Source organism: Burkholderia sp. Z1 (assembly GCF_014893795.1).
Lineage (GTDB): Bacteria > Pseudomonadota > Gammaproteobacteria > Burkholderiales > Burkholderiaceae > Burkholderia > Burkholderia theae.
The window spans coordinates 2686280-2704868 of sequence record NZ_JACFYL010000001.1; the positions used below are offsets into that span (position 1 = coordinate 2686280).

Annotated in this window: 17 protein-coding genes; 7 read left to right on the top strand and 10 right to left on the bottom strand. The window is 65.6% G+C overall.

The window, feature by feature from the left end; translation table 11 throughout:
• Positions 1-109: 109 nt before the first annotated feature.
• From H3H55_RS12435 to H3H55_RS12450, 4 genes are all read right to left on the bottom strand, one after another.
• The gene (locus H3H55_RS12435; protein ID WP_129512610.1) at positions 110-1129 is read right to left on the bottom strand and encodes an NAD(P)H-quinone oxidoreductase; all 1020 of its coding nucleotides are present in this window, start codon (positions 1127-1129) and stop codon (positions 110-112) included.
• Positions 1130-1277: 148 nt separating this feature from the next.
• Positions 1278-3425: a polyribonucleotide nucleotidyltransferase gene (gene pnp, locus H3H55_RS12440; RefSeq protein ID WP_193098763.1), complete on the bottom strand. Its 2148-nt coding sequence runs from the start codon at positions 3423-3425 to the stop codon at positions 1278-1280.
• A 290-nt stretch (positions 3426-3715) separates the two neighbouring features.
• Positions 3716-3985: a 30S ribosomal protein S15 gene (gene rpsO, locus H3H55_RS12445; protein WP_006398792.1), complete on the bottom strand. Its 270-nt coding sequence runs from the start codon at positions 3983-3985 to the stop codon at positions 3716-3718.
• A 107-nt stretch (positions 3986-4092) separates the two neighbouring features.
• Positions 4093-5352, bottom strand: coding sequence for a branched-chain amino acid ABC transporter substrate-binding protein (locus H3H55_RS12450; protein ID WP_193098764.1), 1260 nt, complete (start codon positions 5350-5352; stop codon positions 4093-4095).
• A gap of 169 nt (positions 5353-5521) precedes the next feature.
• Here H3H55_RS12450 and H3H55_RS12455 point away from each other — a divergent pair, with 169 nt between their 5' ends.
• From H3H55_RS12455 to H3H55_RS12465, 3 genes are all read left to right on the top strand, one after another.
• Positions 5522-6034 carry a hypothetical protein gene (locus H3H55_RS12455; protein ID WP_129512613.1) on the top strand — a complete coding sequence of 171 codons (513 nt, stop codon included), beginning with the start codon at positions 5522-5524 and terminating at the stop codon, positions 6032-6034.
• Between the two features lie 381 nt (positions 6035-6415).
• The gene (locus tag H3H55_RS12460; protein ID WP_193098765.1) at positions 6416-7057 is read left to right on the top strand and encodes a carbonic anhydrase; all 642 of its coding nucleotides are present in this window, start codon (positions 6416-6418) and stop codon (positions 7055-7057) included.
• A 43-nt stretch (positions 7058-7100) separates the two neighbouring features.
• Positions 7101-8651, top strand: a complete 1551-nt coding sequence (locus H3H55_RS12465) for a SulP family inorganic anion transporter (protein WP_193098766.1) — start codon at positions 7101-7103, stop codon at positions 8649-8651.
• A 72-nt stretch (positions 8652-8723) separates the two neighbouring features.
• Here H3H55_RS12465 and H3H55_RS12470 read toward each other — a convergent pair whose 3' ends face one another.
• From H3H55_RS12470 to H3H55_RS12495, 6 genes are all read right to left on the bottom strand, one after another.
• On the bottom strand, positions 8724-10268 hold the full coding sequence (locus tag H3H55_RS12470; protein WP_048249346.1) for a 2-isopropylmalate synthase: 1545 nt from the start codon (positions 10266-10268) through the stop codon (positions 8724-8726).
• 318 nt (positions 10269-10586) lie between these two features.
• Entirely contained in the window at positions 10587-11459 is an 873-nt protein-coding gene (gene pssA, locus H3H55_RS12475) for a CDP-diacylglycerol--serine O-phosphatidyltransferase (protein ID WP_129512616.1), read from the bottom strand.
• Between the two features lie 15 nt (positions 11460-11474).
• Complete coding sequence (locus H3H55_RS12480; RefSeq protein ID WP_048249343.1) at positions 11475-12119, bottom strand: phosphatidylserine decarboxylase; 645 nt, start codon at positions 12117-12119, stop codon at positions 11475-11477.
• A gap of 127 nt (positions 12120-12246) precedes the next feature.
• Positions 12247-13263, bottom strand: coding sequence for a ketol-acid reductoisomerase (gene ilvC / locus H3H55_RS12485; protein ID WP_048249341.1), 1017 nt, complete (start codon positions 13261-13263; stop codon positions 12247-12249).
• 95 nt (positions 13264-13358) lie between these two features.
• A complete protein-coding gene (gene ilvN / locus H3H55_RS12490) occupies positions 13359-13850 on the bottom strand; it encodes an acetolactate synthase small subunit (RefSeq protein WP_011352712.1) in 492 nt (163 codons plus the stop codon).
• Positions 13851-13961: 111 nt separating this feature from the next.
• Entirely contained in the window at positions 13962-15725 is a 1764-nt protein-coding gene (locus tag H3H55_RS12495) for an acetolactate synthase 3 catalytic subunit (protein ID WP_048249340.1), read from the bottom strand.
• A gap of 352 nt (positions 15726-16077) precedes the next feature.
• Here H3H55_RS12495 and H3H55_RS12500 point away from each other — a divergent pair, with 352 nt between their 5' ends.
• Genes H3H55_RS12500 through H3H55_RS12515 form a run of 4 tightly spaced genes read left to right on the top strand, consistent with a single transcriptional unit; the run spans position 16078 to position 18367 of the window.
• A complete protein-coding gene (locus tag H3H55_RS12500; RefSeq protein ID WP_048249338.1) occupies positions 16078-16641 on the top strand; it encodes an RNA polymerase sigma factor in 564 nt (187 codons plus the stop codon).
• Positions 16638-17066 (top strand): DUF3619 family protein, encoded by a 429-nt coding sequence (locus H3H55_RS12505; protein WP_129512617.1) that lies wholly within the window; start codon positions 16638-16640, stop codon positions 17064-17066. The genes H3H55_RS12500 and H3H55_RS12505 overlap by 4 nt, the downstream gene beginning before the upstream one ends.
• Before the next feature lie 26 nt (positions 17067-17092).
• Positions 17093-17854, top strand: coding sequence for a DUF3106 domain-containing protein (locus tag H3H55_RS12510; protein WP_193098767.1), 762 nt, complete (start codon positions 17093-17095; stop codon positions 17852-17854).
• 6 nt (positions 17855-17860) lie between these two features.
• Entirely contained in the window at positions 17861-18367 is a 507-nt protein-coding gene (locus H3H55_RS12515) for an RDD family protein (RefSeq protein WP_193098768.1), read from the top strand.
• The last annotated feature ends 222 nt before the right edge of the window (positions 18368-18589 follow it).

Consider the following 18589-nt stretch of genomic DNA (forward strand, 5'->3'; position numbering starts at 1 on the left):
CGCGCCGGAAACCGGCGGTCAGGTTTGATCTGGCGAAGCAAACCGGCGATTTTACTGCGCACGGCTTGAACCGGTCAAACCGCGCATGTCAAGCCCGGCCGCACGGGCGTCAGGCGTTCGTACCCCAATCGAGCACGATCTTGCCGGTGTGCTCGCTGCTTTCCATCAGCGCATGCGCCTGCGCGGCTTCCGCGGCCGGCAGCACACGGTAGATCACCGGCTTGATGCGGCCGTCGGCGATCAGCGGCCACACGCGCGCCTGCAGCTGCGCGGCGATGCGCGCCTTGAACTCGACCGGACGCGGCCGCAGCGTCGAACCCGTCACCGTCAGCCGGCGACGCAGGATCTCGCTCAGGTTCACGTCGGCCTTCGCACCGCCGAGCAGCGCGATCAGCACGAGGCGGCCGCCGTCCGCGAGCGCGGACAGCTCGCGCGGCACATACGAGCCCGCCACCATGTCCAGGATCACGTCGACGCCGCGATCGTGCGTCAGCGACTTCACGACCTCGACGAAGTCTTCGGTCTTGTAATTGATCGCGCGTTCGGCGCCGAGCGCCTCGCACGCACGGCACTTGTCGGCGGTGCCGGCCGTCGCGAACACGCGAAAGCCGAGCGCATGCGCGATCTGGATCGCCGTGACGCCGATGCCGCTCGAGCCGCCCTGCACGAGCAGCGTCTCATGCTCGCCCCCCTCGCCCGCGCCGAGTTGCGCACGGTCGAACACGTTGCTCCACACGGTGAAGAACGTTTCGGGCAGCGACGCGGCCTCGATGTCGGTCAGCCCGCCGGGCACCGGCAGGCACTGCAGCAGCGGCGCGACCGCATACTCGGCATAACCGCCGCCCGCGAGCAGCGCGCACACGCGATCGCCAAGCTCCAGGCCGAACGGATTCAGCGCGGCATCGGACAAGTCGCCGCCGACGATTTCGCCCGCGACCTCGAGACCCGGCAGATCCGACGCGCCCGGCGGCGGTGCATACGCCCCCTTGCGCTGAAAGACGTCAGGCCGATTCACGCCGGAAGCCGCCACCTTGATCAGCACCTCGCCACGCTTCGGTTCGGGGCGCGGACGCTCCGCAAGCTTCAGCACGTCGGGGGCGCCGAATTCGGTGATTTCGATGGCTTTCATGGTGATGGTCGCTCCTGGATCGGAATCGGATCGCACACCCGTGCGCGCGGCACGGGCGCCTCGCCGGCGCTGCTGCGCCGCACAACGATGCTACAGAAAAAACGGCCGGCGCGCTTTCGCACTGCCGGCCGTTGGTCCGCCTGCCCGCTTACTGCTGCGGCGGCGTATCCGACTGCGACGACGCCGCTGCTTCATTCAGCAGCGCCTTGGCCGACAGACGCACGCGACCCTTTTCGTCCGTCTGGATCACCTTGACCTTGACCTGCTGACCTTCCTTCAGGTAGTCGTTGATGTCCTTCACACGCTCGTTGACGATTTCCGAGATGTGCAGCAGGCCATCCTTGCCCGGCAGCAGGTTCACGATCGCGCCGAAATCGAGCAGCTTCAGCACCGTGCCTTCGTACACCTGGCCGACTTCGATCTCGGCCGTGATGTTCTCGATGCGCTTCTTCGCTTCGGCCATGCCGTCGCTGTTCGTGCTCGCGATCGTCACGACGCCGTCGTCCGAAATGTCGATGGTCGTGCCCGTTTCTTCCGTCAGCGCGCGGATCACCGAACCGCCCTTGCCGATCACGTCGCGGATCTTTTCCGGGTTGATCTTGATCGTGATCATGCGCGGCGCGAATTCCGACAGTTGCGTGTTCGCACCCGAGACCGCCGACGTCATCTTGCCGAGGATGTGCATGCGGCCTTCCTTCGCCTGTGCGAGCGCGACCTGCATGATTTCCTTCGTGATGCCCTGGATCTTGATGTCCATCTGCAGCGCCGTCACGCCTTGTTCCGTGCCGGCCACCTTGAAGTCCATGTCGCCGAGGTGATCTTCGTCGCCGAGGATGTCGGTCAGCACCGCGAACTTGTTGCCTTCGAGGATCAGGCCCATCGCGATACCCGCGACGTGCGCCTTCATCGGCACGCCGGCGTCCATCAGCGCGAGGCAGCCGCCGCACACCGATGCCATCGACGACGAACCGTTCGACTCGGTGATTTCCGACACGACGCGGATCGAGTAGCCGAATTCGTCGGCGCTCGGCAGGCACTTGACCAGCGCGCGCTTCGCGAGGCGGCCGTGGCCGATTTCGCGACGCTTCGGCGAGCCGACGCGGCCCGTTTCGCCGGTCGCGAACGGGGGCATGTTGTAGTGGAGCATGAAGCGCTCGCGGTATTCGCCTTCGAGCGCGTCGATGATCTGCTCGTCACCCTTCGTGCCGAGCGTCGCGACGACCAGCGCCTGCGTCTCGCCGCGCGTGAACAGCGCCGAGCCGTGGGTACGCGGCAGCACGCCGGTGCGGATCTCGATCGGGCGCACGGTGCGCGTGTCGCGGCCGTCGATGCGCGGCTCGCCGTTCAGGATCTGCGAACGGACGATCTTGGCTTCGATGTCGAACAGGACGTTGCCGACGGTGGCCTTGTCGGCCGCTGCCGTACCGGCCGCCTGCGCGTCTTCCTCGAGCTTCGCCAAGGTCGCCGAGTAGACTTCCTTCAGCTTCGTCGAACGGGCTTGCTTGTCGCGGAGCTGGTAAGCAGCGAGCAGGTCGTTCTGCGCCAGTTCGGTCACGCGCGCGATCAGCGCTTCGTTCTTCGGCGCCGGCTGCCAGTCCCACTCGGGCTTGCCACCTTCGCGCACCAGTTCGTGGATCGCGTCGATCGCCACTTGCATCTGCTCGTGGCCGAACACCACGGCGCCCAGCATCACTTCTTCCGACAGTTGATCGGCTTCCGACTCGACCATCAGCACCGCGCGTTCCGTACCTGCGACGACGAGATCGAGGCTCGATGCCTTGATCTGGTCACGCGTCGGGTTCAGCACGTAGGCGTTGTCGATGTACGCGACGCGCGCGGCACCGACCGGGCCGTTGAACGGCAGGCCCGACACGGCGAGCGCGGCCGATGCGCCGATCAGCGCGGGGATGTCCGCCGGGACTTCCGGGTTCACGGACAGCACGTGGATCACGACCTGGACTTCGTTGTAGAAGCCTTCCGGGAACAGCGGGCGCAGCGGACGGTCGATCAGGCGCGACGTCAGCGTCTCGTGCTCCGACGGACGGCCTTCGCGGCGGAAGAAGCCGCCCGGGATCTTGCCGGCCGAGTAGGTCTTCTCGAGGTAGTCGACGGTCAGCGGGAAGAAATCCTGACCCGGCTTCGCCGACTTCGCGCCGACGACGGTTGCCAGCACGACGGTGTCTTCGACGTCGACGATCACCGCACCGCTCGCCTGGCGAGCGACTTCACCGGTTTCGAGGCGCACCTTGTGCTGGCCCCACTGGAATTCCTTCACGACCTTGTTGAACATGGACATGGTTGCTCCTTTGAATGCATTTCTATCATTCACCGCATCGGCCCTGCCGTGCGGCGGCGTCGCGACCGAATCACCCGGAGCAAGGTGTGTTTCTTATGCCATTCCAGCGCGGCGCTCATGCAGCGGCGCGCTGGAATGACACAAATCCCGACTCCGGTATCGGCCGTCCCGGCAGCCCGGCACGAATGGCCGGACAGCCTGCGGTGCGCGTGACGCTACGCACCGCGCAAAAACAAAATGCCTGTATCAGCGGACTGACACAGGCATCTTGCTGGCGGCAATCGCCTCGATTACTTACGCAGACCCAGCTTCTCGATCAGCGCGCGGTAACGGTCGGCATCCTTGCCCTTGAGGTAGTCGAGCAGCTTGCGGCGGCGGCTAACCATGCGCAGCAGGCCGCGGCGGCTGTGGTGATCCTTCGCGTGGGTCTTGAAGTGACCCGTCAGTTCGACGATACGTGCGGTCAGCAGTGCGACCTGGACTTCGGGCGAACCCGTGTCGTTGGTACCGCGGGCGAACTGAGCAACGACTTCCGACTTCTTGATATCTGCAACAGACATTTGATTTCCTTTCTAACTGAACAGGCGGACACGGAAGAATGGCCGTGCCGTGACTTACAACCGGCGGGCATTGTAGCACAACTCCACGCCTTTCTTACCGCCTCCTGTCACGGGCGCGTCATCGAGCAGGTCGACGGCATCTCCGTGCGCTGCGCCGGCACCGCGAGCACCGTCCGGAAGCCGTAGCCAGAACCCTCGTTGTCGAAGCGCACGCCCGGCGTGCCGGCCTTGTCCATCTGCATCACGTAAAGGGGCTGGATCAGCTGATGATCCTGCGCGCGCATCCGCGACGCGTGGAAGCCGTCGTCGAACGACAGGCCCTCGAGCGCACGCGCGACCGCGACGGGGTCGGCCGAACCCGCGCGGTTCATCGCGGCGGCCAGCATCTCGATCATCAGGCTCATGCGCCGCACCGGATAGTCGTCCTGCGCGGCCGGGAAACGGGTCCGGAACGCGCGGTAGAACGCGTCGGATTTCGCGCCGCCCGCGTTCGGGTGCCAGTCCGCGACGGCCACGACTCGCCCGACCCCGGCGTCGCCGAGTGCCGCCGGTGCGCCGAGGCTGTTGCCGTAGAACGTATAGAACTTCGCATTCAGCCCCTGCTCGCGCGCCGCCTTCACGAGCAGCGTGAGGTCGTTGCCCCAGTTGCCGGTCACGACGGCATCGGCACCGCTCGCGCGGATCTTCGCGACGTACGGCGAGAAATCCTTGATCCGGCCGATCGGGTGGAATTCGTCGCCGGCAATCGTCACGTCGGGGCGCCGTGCGGCAAGCGCCTGCCGTGCGAGTGTGCTCACGTCGTGGCCGAAGCTGTAGTCCTGGTTCAGCAGATAAACCTTGCGCAGCGCGCGGTCGCTCGCCATCACGTCCGCGAGCGCGGCCATCCGCATGCCTGCATGCGCGTCGAAGCGGAAATGCCAGAAACTGCAGCGCGCGCCGGTCAGCGCCGGATCGTCGGCCGAATAGTTGAGGAACAGCATCCGGTTGTCCGGATCGCGCGCGTTCAGCTTGTCGAGCGCCGCGACGAGTGCGGCCGCGACAGCCGAGCTGTTGCCCTGCGCGACGAAACCGATATGGCGGTCCGCGGCCGCGCGCAACTGCACGAGTGCCTCCTCCGGGCTGCCCTTGCTGTCGAGCACGACCAGCTCGAGCGGATGCGCGCCGTCGCGCAGCTTCACGCCGCCCGCCGCGTTGACCTGCTCGACACCGAAGCGCAGGTTGCGCTCGACCGCCGCGCCCGCGTTCGCGAACGGGCCCGACATCCCTTCGATCAGCGCGATCCGCACCGGCTCGCCCGCGGCAAACGCGGACGACACCAGCATCCAGCCCGCGCTCAACGCGAGCGCACACCGCTTCCATCCCTGCATCGGCTACCTGCCCGTCAATCTGCCCGAGAAGCGCGGATCATAGGCCGGCGCCCCTGCCGCCCGCAAGCATCGCAGCACCGGCGATCTGCACCGATTTTTTTCGCACGACGCGCCGTCGCGCGCCGTCCGTGATAAAACGGGATGTGTTTCCGTGTTCTGGAGAATCCCCATGGGCATTCGCATTCCCGCGCGCCTGCCGGTGCTGTTGGCCGGTGCCGCCGCGCTGCTGGCCGGTTGCGCGCAACCGTGGCAGCAATACCAGGCCGGCCAGGACGAGTCGGCAATCGTCGCGCGCATGGGCCCGCCACGCGAGATCTACGACCTGCCCGGCGGCGGCAAGCGCCTGATGTGGCCGACCCAGCCGATGGGCGAGGTCACGGTCGCGGCCGACGTCGACGCCGCTCACAAGATCGTCAACGTGCGCCAGGTACTGCAACCGAGCGAGTTCTATCGCGCGGAGATCGGCAAGTGGACGAAGACCGATGTCCTCGTCAATTTCGGACGCCCCGTCGAGACATCCTACTTCCCGCTGATGAAGCGCGAGGTGTGGACGTACCGGTATCTCGAGGACAACGTCTGGTACATGATGTACAGCTTCTATTTCGATCCGCAGGGCATTCTGCGCATCACGCAGAAAACGCCGGACCCGTTGCACGATCCCGATCGCCGCAACATGTTCTGATCGATTACGCATTGACGCGCAATTTTCACCATGGCCATTCACGAATTATTGCGTAAATGGCCATTTCCTTTTTTCCGCCATCTAATTAATTCAGAAAATGCGACGGAAATCTTTTCCGATCGATGACATTCCGATGGCAATACGCTGAAATCCCCGTCATGCGGGCCTTCGCGCGGAAACAGGCATGCGCCATGCATGTCATGCGTCGGGTTGGTGCAGGCGATGCACTACGTTCAGTCAATTTGAAACAATTTGTTTCAGGACACCCGGAACGCTAGGGCATACCCCTAATATCAGTCGAAATTCAACCTTTCAATTTAGAAAGCATCATATTGCGCCAATTCGGCCGATATTCATTTGCCTTTATCAAAAAGGAGTCCTATGAATCGCCCCAAGAGCATGCTGGTCGCCAACATCGCGTGGGCCCGCGAGACGCGCGAACACACGCCCGGCTTTTTCGACGCGCTCGCGCGCGGCCAGAATCCGCGCGTGCTGTGGATCGGCTGCTCGGACAGCCGCGTGCCGGCCGAAACCATCACGCATTGCGCACCCGGCGAGCTGTTCGTCCATCGCAACATCGCGAACCTGTTCCACCCCGACGACGACAATTCCGCCAGCGTGCTCGAGTACGCGGTACGCGTGCTTCAGGTCGACCACGTGATCGTGTGCGGGCACTACGGGTGCGGTGGCGTGCGCGCGTCGCTGCTGCCGCCGCCGTCCGACCTGCCGCACGTCGCGCGCCGCATCGCGCCGCTCTGCGCGCTCGCGCGGCGCCATCGCGACACGCTCGACGGGCTCGACGACACGGTCGCCGCCGACCGCCTCGCCGAACTGAACGTGCTCGAACAGGTGCGGTTGCTGCGCGCGTCGCCGATCGTGCGGGGCCGGGAACGGCCGCCGCTCGTGCACGGCTGGATTTTTTCGCTCGCCGACGGCCGCCTGCTGGAGCTCGATTCCGGCTACGCGACGCCGCCTGCCAACGTCGAACCCGTGCCGGCCGCGACGGCCGCCGCGCTCGACTGACGCGTACCCCGCTGCCCCCCAAGCCAATGAAATCACCCCAACCATGAAACTGAACGAGCGCCTGTCCACCCTGCCGCGCGACATCGTCGCCGGCATCGTCGTTTTTCTCGTTGCGCTGCCGCTGTGTCTCGGCATCGCCAACGCATCCGGTGTCGAACCGTTCGCCGGGCTCGTGTCCGGCATTGTCGGCGGCATCGTCGTCGCGCTGCTGAGCGGCTCGTCGCTGTCCGTCAGCGGACCGGCCGCCGGGCTCGTCGTGATCGTCGTCGAAGGGATCGCGCAGCTCGGCAGCTTCTCCGCGTTCCTGCTCGCGGTGCTGCTGTCCGGCGTGCTGCAGTTCGGGTTCGGCATGCTGCGTGCCGGCCGCTTCGCCGCCTACGTGCCGTCGCCCGTCATCAAGGGCATGCTCGCCGCGATCGGCCTGCTGCTGATCGTGAAGCAGATTCCGTTTGCGTTCGGCATCGGCGGCTCAGCTGCGCAATCGTTTGCTTCGTGGCCGGGCCTGCCGGTCGCGTGGGCGGCCACGGCCATCGCGCTCGCCTCGCTCGCGCTGCTGATCGCGTGGGACACGCCCGCACTGCGCCGCTTCGCGCTGGTGCGTTCGGTGCCCGCGCCACTCGCGGTCGTCGTCCTGGGCATCGGCGCCACGCTCGTGCTGGGCGTCGTCGCGCCGTCGGTCGCGCCGGGCGCCGCCCATCGCGTGACGCTGCCCGAGCTCGGCTCGTTCGCGGCGTTCGCGGCCTCGCTCAAGCACGCGGAACTCGGCCCGAACTTCGCACAGCTCGTCAATCCGGACGTGTGGCGCGTCGCGATCACGCTCGCGGTCGTTGCCAGCCTCGAAACGCTGCTGAGCCTCGAAGCGGTCGAACAGATCGACCCGAAGCGCCGGCCGACCCAACCCGACCGCGAGCTGAAGGCACAGGGCGTCGGCAATCTCGTCGCGGGTGCGTTCGGCGGCCTGCCGATCACGTCGGTGATCGTGCGCAGCTCGGTGAACGTCAACGCGGGCGCGCAAAGCCGGATGTCGGCAATCGTCCACGGGATGCTGCTGCTTGCAAGCGTGTTCGCGCTCACCGGCCTGATCAACCTGATCCCGCTTGCGAGCCTTGCCGCGATCCTGATCCACACCGGCTTCAAGCTCGCGAAACCGGCGCTGTTCCGCGCGGTGTTGAAGCAGGGGCCGGCCGCGTTCGCGCCGTTCGCCGCGACGATCGCCGGCGTGCTCGCGGTCGACCTGCTGTTCGGCATCGCGTTCGGCCTCGCCTGCAGCGTGCTGGCGGTCGCCGTCGCGAACCTGAAAAGCCCCGTCACGCTCGCGCAGCACGACGACCACTTCCTGCTGTCGTTCCGCAAGGACGTCTCGTTTCTCGGCAAGGTGCAGGTCAAGCATCATCTGCGGCACATTCCGGACCGGGCGGCAGTGATCATCGACGCGACACGTGCCGACTACATCGATCACGACGTGCTCGAACTGCTCGACGCGTTCGTCGCCGATGCGCCGCTGCGCGGGATCACGGTCGAGTTCCGCCGACGCAGCCCGGCGCCCCGCCCGGCCGGCCGCCGCTGGATGTTCCGCGCGCCGGCCGCCGAATGAACGGCGCATGAAAAAACGCCCCGGCGGCACTGGGCCGCACGGGGCGTTTCGGCGATGCGCCGCGCGCGGCGCTTATGAGCGCTGCGGGTTGACCTTGTCGTCCTTCGAATGCAGCTTGTTCAGCGCGGAGATATACGCCTTCGCGGACGCGGCGACGATGTCCGGATCAGTGCCGACGCCATTGACGATGCGCCCGCTCCTCGACAGCCGGACGGTCACTTCGCCCTGCGCCTGCGTACCGGTCGTGATCGCGTTCACCGAGTACAGCAGCAGCTCGGAACCGCTGCCGACTTCGCCCTCGATCGCGTTGAACGTCGCGTCGACCGGCCCGTTGCCGCGCGCTTCGCCGGTCACTTCCTTGCCCTCGACCGCGAACACGATCTTCGCCTGCGGTTGCTCGCCCGTTTCCGAACGCTGCGACAGCGACACGAACTTGAAGTGCTCCTGCTCGTGCGCGAGCGCCGATTCCTCAGACACGATCGCGATGATGTCCTCGTCGAAGATCTCGGACTTGCGGTCGGCCAGATCCTTGAAGCGCATGAACGCGGCGTTCAGTTCCGCTTCGCTGTCGAGCGACACGCCGAGCTCCTGCAGGCGCTGCTTGAACGCGTTGCGGCCCGACAGCTTGCCGAGCACGATCTTGTTCGCGGTCCAGCCCACGTCTTCCGCGCGCATGATCTCGTAGGTGTCGCGCGCCTTCAGCACGCCGTCCTGGTGGATGCCCGACGCATGCGCGAACGCGTTCGCGCCGACCACGGCCTTGTTCGGCTGCACGACGAAACCGGTGATCTGCGACACGAGCTTCGACGTCGGCACGATCTGCGTCGTGTCGATGCCGACGTCGAGGCCGAAGTAGTCCTTGCGGGTCTTCACGGCCATCACGATTTCTTCCAGCGACGTGTTGCCCGCGCGCTCGCCGAGACCGTTGATCGTGCACTCGATCTGACGCGCGCCGCCGATCTTCACGCCGGCGAGCGAGTTCGCGACGGCCATCCCGAGGTCGTTATGGCAGTGCACCGAGAAAATCGCCTTGTCCGAGTTCGGAATGCGTTCGCGCAGCGTCTTCACGAGGTTGCCGTAAAGCTCCGGCACGCCATAACCGACCGTGTCGGCAATGTTGATCGTCGTCGCACCTTCGGCAATCACGGCTTCCAGCACGCGGCAGAGGAAATCCAGATCGGAGCGGCTGCCGTCTTCCGGCGAGAATTCGACGTTGTCGGTGAACTTGCGCGCGAAGCGCACCGCGAGGCGCGCCTGCTCGAACACCTGGTCGGGCGTCATCCGCAGCTTCTTCTCCATGTGCAGCGGCGACGTCGCGATGAACGTGTGGATCCGGAAGCTGTTGGCCGGCTTCAGCGCGTCGGCCGCGCGCTGGATGTCCTTGTCGTTGGCCCGGGCCAGCGAACAGATCGTGCTGTCCTTCACGAGACCGGCGATCGTGTGAATCGCGTCGAAGTCGCCGTTCGAGCTGGCCGCGAAGCCGGCTTCGATCACGTCGACCTTCATCCGCTCGAGATGCTTCGCGATGCGGATTTTCTCTTCCTTCGTCATCGACGCGCCAGGCGATTGTTCGCCGTCACGCAACGTCGTATCGAAAATGATCAGCTTGTCTGTCATGGGGGGCTCCAGGGCTCTTTATACGGAAGTCAAACGTAATGAGATCGCGCCACCGCTGGCGACGCTCAACAACAGACGAAGCTTGACGGAGGGCGAGAACGGTCAGCGCGGCAGGCGCGCCAACGCTAGCGCGCGTAGCGGCGCACCGGCTAGAAGGAGGGAGAGGCGGGGAAATGCAGTCATGCCGAAGACTATAGCGGCATTCCGCTGGACGCGCAATCGGACGGCACCCGGGCGCTCCGGGCCGCCCCATTCAAACAGGGGCAAATGAAAACGGCGGCCTCGAGGCCGCCGTTTCCGGTCAAATCGCGTATCGGGTCAGTGATCGCGCTGCGACGAGCGCGCCGGGTTCGCCCGCCCGCGGATGGCCATATAGCCCCAGAACACATAGCCGGACAGCCCGTACAGCACGAACAGGCAGAACAGCATCAGCGGCGGATCGGACGACACGAGCACGAACGCGACGACGACGAGCAGGATCGCCGCGAACGGCACGCGATGCCGTACGTCGAGCGCCTTGCCGCTGTAGAACGGCGCGTTGGACACCATCGTCACGCCCGCGTAGATCGTCAGCACGAACGCGACCCACGGCAGCCAGCCGAGCTTCATCGGCACGCGGTTGTCGGTCGCGAGCCACACGAAGCCCGCGATCAGCGCGGCGGCGGCCGGGCTCGGCAGCCCCTGGAAGAAGCGCTTGTCGACGACCCCGATGTTGGTATTGAAGCGCGCGAGACGCAGCGCGGCGCCCGAGCAGTAGACGAACGCGGCGAGCCAGCCCCAGCGACCGAGATCCTTCAGCACCCACTCGTACATCACGAGCGCGGGCGCGACACCGAACGACACCATGTCGGACAGGCTGTCGAACTGCTCGCCGAACGCGCTTTGCGTATGCGTCATGCGCGCGACGCGCCCGTCCATCCCGTCGAGCACCATCGCGACGAAAATCGCGATCGCGGCGATCTCGAAGCGCACGTTCATCGCCTGCACGACCGCGAAGAAGCCGCAGAACAGCGCGGCGGTCGTGAACGCGTTCGGCAGCAGGTAGATGCCGCGCGTCTTCAGGAAGCGCTGGCGCGACGCGCGGCGGCTCTCGATGGGCACCGGATCGGGCGCCATCCCCTTGTTGCGGCGGAACGGGCGTGGCGTCTGGCTGGAGCCGTTGCGCGGCCGGCGCGGTTTGAATGCGGCCATCGTGCGCCCCGCCGCTTACTGTTCGAGCTCGGCGAGGATCGTCGACGACGCGTAGACCTTCTCGCCGATCGACACCTTCGCGCGGCTGCCGATCGGCAGGTACACGTCGACGCGCGAACCGAAGCGGATGAAACCGTAGCGCTGACCGCGCGACAGCGGCTCGCCGGCGCGGACGTAGCAGAGAATCCGGCGGGCAACGAGGCCGGCGATCTGCACGGCGGTGACGGTCTTGCCGCTCGCCGTCTGGATCACGACCGCATTGCGCTCGTTCTCGGTCGACGCCTTGTCGATCGCCGCGTTCAGGAACGCGCCCGGGAAGTATTCGACCTTGGTGATCGCGCCATCGACCGGCGAACGCTGCGAATGGACGTTGAAGACATTCATGAACACGCTGATCTTCAGCGCTTCGCGGTTCGCATACGGATCCTGCGTGGTCTCGACCGCGACGATGCGGCCGTCCGCCGGGCACAGCACCGCGTTCGGCTGGGCCGGGATCGGGCGCTGCGGATCGCGGAAGAACTGGACGACGAAAGCGAGCAGCAGCCAGAACGGCCACGCGAAGCCGAAGCCCCCGACGGCGTGGATCAACAGCGCGATGACGGCAGCAATCGCGATGAACGGCCAGCCTTCGCGCGCGATGATCGGATGAGGATAGTTCATGGATTCGTTCTGTGTTCGGTGAATTGCAAAGCCCGTAGCATAACAAAAGCCGCCCGGGGCACTGCTGCCTTCGGACGGCTTTTTGATGCCGACCCTTCACTCGAAGGGCCGGAACAGCACGCGGTGCTTAGTTCTTCGACTGGTCGACGAGCTTGTTCTTCGCGATCCACGGCATCATCGCGCGCAGCTTCGCGCCGACCTGCTCGATCTCGTGCTCGGCCGTCAGGCGGCGGCGCGATTGCAGCGTCGGAGCGCCGGCCTTGTTCTCGAGAATGAAGCTCTTTGCGTACTCGCCCGTCTGGATGTCGGTCAGGCACTGCTTCATCGCCTTCTTCGTCTCTTCCGTGACGACGCGCGGGCCCGTCACGTACTCGCCGTACTCGGCGTTGTTCGAGATCGAGTAGTTCATGTTCGCGATGCCGCCTTCGTAGATCAGGTCGACGATCAGCTTCAGTTCGTGCAGGCACTCGAAGTACGCCATTTCCGGCGCGTAACCCGCTTCGACCAGCGTTTCGAAGCCGGCCTTGATCAGCTCGACGGTACCGCCGCACAGCACGGCCTGCTCGCCGAACAGGTCGGTTTCGGTCTCTTCACGGAAGTTCGTCTCGATGATGCCCGCACGGCCGCCGCCGTTCGCTGCCGCGTACGACAGCGCGATGTCGCGTGCCGCGCCCGACTTGTTCTGCGCAACCGCGATCAGGTGCGGCACGCCGCCACCTTGCGAGTACGTGCCGCGCACGGTGTGGCCCGGTGCCTTCGGCGCGATCATGATCACGTCGAGGTCGGCGCGCGGGATCACCTGGCCGTAGTGGACGTTGAAGCCGTGCGCGAATGCCAGCGCCGCGCCCTGCTTGATGTTCGCGTGCACTTCCTTCGCGTACACGTCGGCGATCTGCTCGTCCGGCAGCAGCATCATCACGACGTCCGCGCCCTTCACGGCTTCCGCGACTTCCTTGACCGACAGGCCGGCGTTCTCGGCCTTGCTCCACGACGCGCCGCCCTTGCGCAGGCCGACCGTCACGTTCACGCCGCTTTCCTTCAGGTTCAGCGCGTGTGCATGGCCTTGCGAGCCGTAGCCGATGATCGTGACTTGCTTGCCCTTGATGAGGGAGAGGTCAGCGTCTTTGTCGTAGAAAACGTTCATGATGGTTCCTTCGCTAATTCAAAAAATTCAATAATTCGTTCAGATGGAGTACTGCGGGCCGGGACATGACGGCGCACCCGGCGTGCCTTTGGGCATCACACCTTCAGGATGCGCTCGCCGCGTCCGATGCCGGAGCTGCCGGTGCGCACGGTCTCGAGGATCGCGCCCGCGTCCAGCCCCTGGATGAATGCGTCGAGCTTGTCGCTCGCGCCCGTCAATTCGATCGTGTAGGTCTTTTCGGTCACGTCGATGATGCGGCCGCGGAAAATGTCCGCCATCCGCTTCATTTCTTCGCGCTCCTTGCCCACTGCACGTACCTTGATCAGCATCAGCTCGCGTTCGATGTGTGCACCGTCGGTCAGGTCCACCACTTTCACCACCTCGATCAGGCGGTTCAGATGCTTCGTGATCTGTTCGATCACGTCGTCGGAGCCAATGGAAACGATGGTGAGCCGCGACAGCGATTGGTCTTCGGTCGGCGCCACCGTCAAGGTTTCGATGTTGTAGCCGCGTGCGGAAAACAGACCGACCACGCGCGACAGCGCGCCCGGTTCGTTCTCCAGCAGGACGGAAATGATGTGTCTCATGTTCGCTTCTTCCAGAATGTGTCCGTGTCGATTCACTCGCGCCGCGCGCCGCCACGTGCCGCACCGCCCTTCGTGAAGGCGGCCGCATCCGGGCCCGCGCGCGTCGCGCCGTTACAGATCTTCCGATCCGAGCAGCATCTCGGTGATGCCCTTGCCGGCCTGTACCATCGGCCAGACGTTTTCGGTCGGATCGGTCTGGAAGTCGAGAAACACGGTGCGATCCTTCAGGCGCAGCGCTTCCTTCAGCGCCGGCTCCACATCCGAGGTCTTTTCGATCCGCATGCCGACATGGCCGTACGCTTCGGCGAGCTTCACGAAATCGGGCAGCGCATCCATGTACGAATGCGAATAGCGCTTGCTGTATTCGATCTGCTGCCACTGGCGGACCATGCCGAGGTAGCGGTTGTTCAGCGAAATGATCTTCACGGGCGTGTCGTACTGCAGGCAGGTCGACAGTTCCTGGATGCACATCTGGATCGAGCCTTCGCCCGTGATGCACAGCACGTCGTCGTCCGGGTGCGCCATCTTGACGCCCATCGCTGCCGGCAGGCCGAAGCCCATCGTGCCGAGGCCGCCGGAGTTGATCCAGCGACGCGGCTTGTTGAAACGGTAGAACTGCGCAGCCCACATCTGGTGCTGGCCGACGTCCGAACACACGAACGCATTGCCGTCCGTCAGTTCCCACGCCTTCTCGACCACGTACTGCGGCTTGATGATCTCGCTTTCGCGGTCGAACTTCAGGCAGTCCTTCGAGCGCCAGCCCTCGATGTCCTTCCACCATTGCGCGAGCGCCTCGGTGTCGGGGCCATGCTCGGCCGTCTGCAGTTGCTCGATCAGCTCCTTCAGCACTTCCTTCACGTCGCCGACGATCGGGATATCGACCTTCACGCGCTTCGAGATCGACGACGGGTCGATGTCGATGTGGATGATCTTGCGCGGACGCGACGCGAAGTGCGCCGGGTCGCCGATCACGCGGTCGTCGAAGCGGGCACCGATCGCGATCAGCACGTCGCAGTGCTGCATCGCCATGTTCGCTTCGTAGGTGCCGTGCATGCCGAGCATGCCGAGGAATTTCTTGTCCGACGCGCGATAGCCGCCGAGGCCCATCAACGTGTTCGTGACCGGGTAGCCGAGCAGGTCCGCGAACTGGTTCAGTTCACGCGACGCGTCGGCGAGGATGATGCCGCCACCCGTGTAGATGTAGGGACGCTTCGCGGTCAGCAGCAGCGACACGGCCTTGCGGATCTGACCCGAATGGCCTTTCGTGACGGGGTTGTACGAACGCAGCGACACGCTCTTGACGGGCACGTACTCGCACGGCGTCTTCGAGATGTCCTTCGGGATGTCGATCAGCACCGGGCCCGGACGGCCCGTGCGGGCGATGTAGAACGCCTTCTTGACGGTTTCCGCGAGGTCGCGCACGTCCTTCACGAGGAAGTTGTGCTTCACGCAAGGACGCGTGATGCCGACCGTGTCGCATTCCTGGAATGCGTCCTGGCCGATCGCAGCCGTCGGCACCTGGCCGCTGATCACGACCATCGGGATCGAATCCATGTACGCCGTTGCGATGCCGGTCACCGCGTTGGTGACACCGGGGCCGGACGTCACGAGACAGACGCCGACATTGCCGGTGGAACGCGCATACGCATCGGCTGCGTGCACGGCCGCCTGTTCGTGGCGCACCAGCACGTGCTGAATCTTGTCCTGCTTGTAAAGCTCGTCGTAGATGTAGAGAACCGAGCCGCCGGGGTAGCCCCAGATGAATTCGACGTTTTCGTCGGCCAGTGCCTTCATGAGCACGGTACCGCCGATGGAGTCGCTATCGGGAGGGGAAAGGGGTTCCGACGTGGAGAATTCCGCGCTGGGCATGTTCATTTTGACCTTTCGAATTTTCGGCAAAAAATTGATTGGGTGCTCTCTGCCGGGCTTGTGGCTCGGGTTCAAGCGGCGCGTCCAGTTTGAAGGGCGGGCTTCTTGGGCCAGCCTCAAATGAGACCATCACTTCATGTTGCGAATCATTGACGATAGCGGGTCATGATTGGGGCGTCAAGCAAAATATCCCGCAGCGCATCATGCGCGCCGTCCGGCACCCCGCCGCCGCGGCTCGCGCGCAACGCGCGGCGGCCAACCCGGTGCCAAGCGGCACGAAAATTTGATAGCATCCGCGGGTTTTACGAAATTTTTCGACCTTTCACACGCCGCAGTCCGCAGCGCATACCTTTACGGAATGGCATCAGACAAGGAACTCGCCGACTTTCTGGCGGGCGTCGAAAGGCGCGCGTTCAAGCAGGCTGCGTACGCCGTGCGTGACGACGATGCGTCGCTCGACATCGTGCAGGACGCGATGATCAAGCTTGCGGAGAAGTACGGCGACCGGCCGGCGGCTGAATTGCCGCTGCTTTTTCAGCGGATCCTGCAGAACGCGATCCACGACTGGTTTCGCCGGCAGAAAGTCCGCAACACCTGGGTTACGCTCTTCTCGTCGCTGAACAACACCGACGACGACGACTTCGACCCCCTCGAAACGCTCGAATCCGCGGACGACAACGCGGGTGTCGAGAGCAGCGAGCACCGCCTCGAACGAGAGCAGGTTCTGGCCCTGATCGACGAAGAAATCCAGAAACTTCCGGCACGTCAACGGGAAGCGTTCCTGATGCGTTATTGGGAAGATATGGATGTCGCCGAGACTGCCGCCGCGATGGGGTGCTCCGAAGGCAGCGTCAAGACGCACTGCTCACGAGCCACCCACACCCTGGCGCACGCGCTCAAGGCCAAAGGAATCACGCTATGAGCTTCGCTCCCGCAAATCGAGAACACGAATTCGCGCTGAAGGTGCGCCGCGCGCTGGACGAGCACGCGGCCGCACTGCCAGCCGAGACCACCGACCGGCTGGCCGTCGCCCGTCGGGCTGCGCTCGCGCGCAAGAAGCCCGAAGCCGCGACCGCGCCGGTGTTCGTGCCGGCCTTCGCCGGCGCGGCCGGCGGCGCATTCGGCCCGGCGCCCACGAGCCGCCCGCAGGCGTCGCTCGCGCGCCGTCTGCTGCGCGCGTGGCCGCTCGCGCTGCTGCTCGCGGGGCTCGTCGGCATCGCCTACTGGGAAGACCTGCAGCGCACCGCCGAACTCGCCGATATCGACGCGGCGATGCTCAGCGACGACCTGCCGCTCAACGCGTATCTCGATCACGGGTTCAACGCGTATCTTTCGCGCGCTCACTAACAGACAATAACGAGGGGATCGCACGGGTGAGTCAGAAGCGCGGCCTGGCCGTATTTTTCGGATGCGTGATCGCGATCGCCGTTTCCTACGTCGCCACCTATTCGCGATTCAACCCGCCCCCCGCGACGACGACCGTCGCGGCCAGCAACCCTGCCGCGCCCGCATCGGCCGCGGCCGGGCTGAGCACCGACCTCACCCCGCTGCCCCTGCCGCTGCCGGCCGCCACCGGCCCGCTGTCGTGGGCGCGCCTCACGCCGGCGCAGCACGCGGCACTCGCGCCGTTCGCCGACCAGTGGGACGGCTTCAGTGATGCCCGCAAGCGTAAATGGCTGAAGATCGCGTCACGTTTCGCGAAATTGACGCCTGATGATCAAAAGCGCCTGCAGGACCGGATGGCCGAATGGGCGCGGATGACACCCGACCAGCGCCGCGTCGCACGCGAGAACTACCAGAGCGCGAAGGAGCTTTCCGCCCAGGCGCGCGAGCGCGCGTGGAAGGCCTACCAGCAACTCCCCGAGGAGCAGAAGGAACGTCTCGCGGCCGCCGAGCGCCGCCGCCGGCCGAGCGTCGTCAGCGCGCCGCCGACCGTCGCCGACCGTGACGTCCGCCGCCTCGTCAATTCGCACGAACACCCGGCAAGCGGCGCAGCCGCCGCGGCGGCGCCCGCATCGGCCGGCGCCGCCGCGACGCCGGTGCCCGCGTCGTCGACGGCCGGCACCGCTTCCGCACCGGCCGCCGTGGCGCCAGTGTCGCCCGCCGACGCACCTTCGCTGTTCAAGGGCTCCTGAGCGGCCGTGGCGACCGCCCCCGCACCCGGGACTCCGGCCGCCGCGCCGTCCGTGCGGCGGCGCCTCGCCGCGCTGCTCTACGAAGGCGTGCTGCTGTTCGGCGTCGTATTCTTCGCCGGGCTCGCGTTCAGCCTCGCGACGCAACAACGCAACGGCCTCGTCCACCACAACCTGCTCGCCGCCTGGATCGCGCTCGTCATCGGCGCGTACTTCGTCTGGTTCTGGACGCACGGCGGCCAGACCCTGCCGATGAAGACCTGGCGGCTGCGGCTCGAATCGTCGAGCGGCCGGCCGCTGAGCGCGGCCCACGCGCTCGTTCGTTATGCGCTCGGCTGGCTGTGGTTCCTGCCGCCGCTCGCGCTGCATCCGCTGCTCGGCGTGTCGGTGCCCGTCACGCTCGCGCTCGCCGCCGCGTGGATCGTCGCGTGGGCCGGCGCCGCGCGGCTGCATGCCGGCCGCCAGTTCCCGCACGACCGGATCGCGCGCACGCGCGTCGTCGCCATCCCGCGGTGACGCGCTGACGCGCCGCATTCGCCAGACGAAAGCCATTCACCCAGGCTTATCCCACCCGATCTGACGACCGGCCGGACAACCGCCGGCCGTTCGGTGCGGCAGATTACACAACACCCTTTCATTCACTGCTAAACACCCTGCAACGGTCGTAATAAGAACGTCTCGTGACTGTCATGGCACAGTCACGCCCGCATGGCGGAATGCCGGTAATGTCAACCGGCG

Excerpts from the sequence above, each read along its gene's own strand:
- H3H55_RS12435 (WP_129512610.1), bottom strand. The coding sequence starts at position 1,129 with ATGAAAGCCATCGAAATCACCGAATTCGGCGCCCCCGACGTGCTGAAG.
- pnp (WP_193098763.1), bottom strand. The coding sequence starts at position 3,425 with ATGTCCATGTTCAACAAGGTCGTGAAGGAATTCCAGTGGGGCCAGCAC.
- rpsO (WP_006398792.1), bottom strand. The coding sequence starts at position 3,985 with ATGTCTGTTGCAGATATCAAGAAGTCGGAAGTCGTTGCTCAGTTCGCC.
- H3H55_RS12450 (WP_193098764.1), bottom strand. The coding sequence starts at position 5,352 with ATGCAGGGATGGAAGCGGTGTGCGCTCGCGTTGAGCGCGGGCTGGATG.
- H3H55_RS12455 (WP_129512613.1), top strand. The coding sequence starts at position 5,522 with ATGGGCATTCGCATTCCCGCGCGCCTGCCGGTGCTGTTGGCCGGTGCC.
- H3H55_RS12460 (WP_193098765.1), top strand. The coding sequence starts at position 6,416 with ATGAATCGCCCCAAGAGCATGCTGGTCGCCAACATCGCGTGGGCCCGC.
- H3H55_RS12465 (WP_193098766.1), top strand. The coding sequence starts at position 7,101 with ATGAAACTGAACGAGCGCCTGTCCACCCTGCCGCGCGACATCGTCGCC.
- H3H55_RS12470 (WP_048249346.1), bottom strand. The coding sequence starts at position 10,268 with ATGACAGACAAGCTGATCATTTTCGATACGACGTTGCGTGACGGCGAA.
- pssA (WP_129512616.1), bottom strand. The coding sequence starts at position 11,459 with ATGGCCGCATTCAAACCGCGCCGGCCGCGCAACGGCTCCAGCCAGACG.
- H3H55_RS12480 (WP_048249343.1), bottom strand. The coding sequence starts at position 12,119 with ATGAACTATCCTCATCCGATCATCGCGCGCGAAGGCTGGCCGTTCATC.
- ilvC (WP_048249341.1), bottom strand. The coding sequence starts at position 13,263 with ATGAACGTTTTCTACGACAAAGACGCTGACCTCTCCCTCATCAAGGGC.
- ilvN (WP_011352712.1), bottom strand. The coding sequence starts at position 13,850 with ATGAGACACATCATTTCCGTCCTGCTGGAGAACGAACCGGGCGCGCTG.
- H3H55_RS12495 (WP_048249340.1), bottom strand. The coding sequence starts at position 15,725 with ATGAACATGCCCAGCGCGGAATTCTCCACGTCGGAACCCCTTTCCCCT.
- H3H55_RS12500 (WP_048249338.1), top strand. The coding sequence starts at position 16,078 with ATGGCATCAGACAAGGAACTCGCCGACTTTCTGGCGGGCGTCGAAAGG.
- H3H55_RS12505 (WP_129512617.1), top strand. The coding sequence starts at position 16,638 with ATGAGCTTCGCTCCCGCAAATCGAGAACACGAATTCGCGCTGAAGGTG.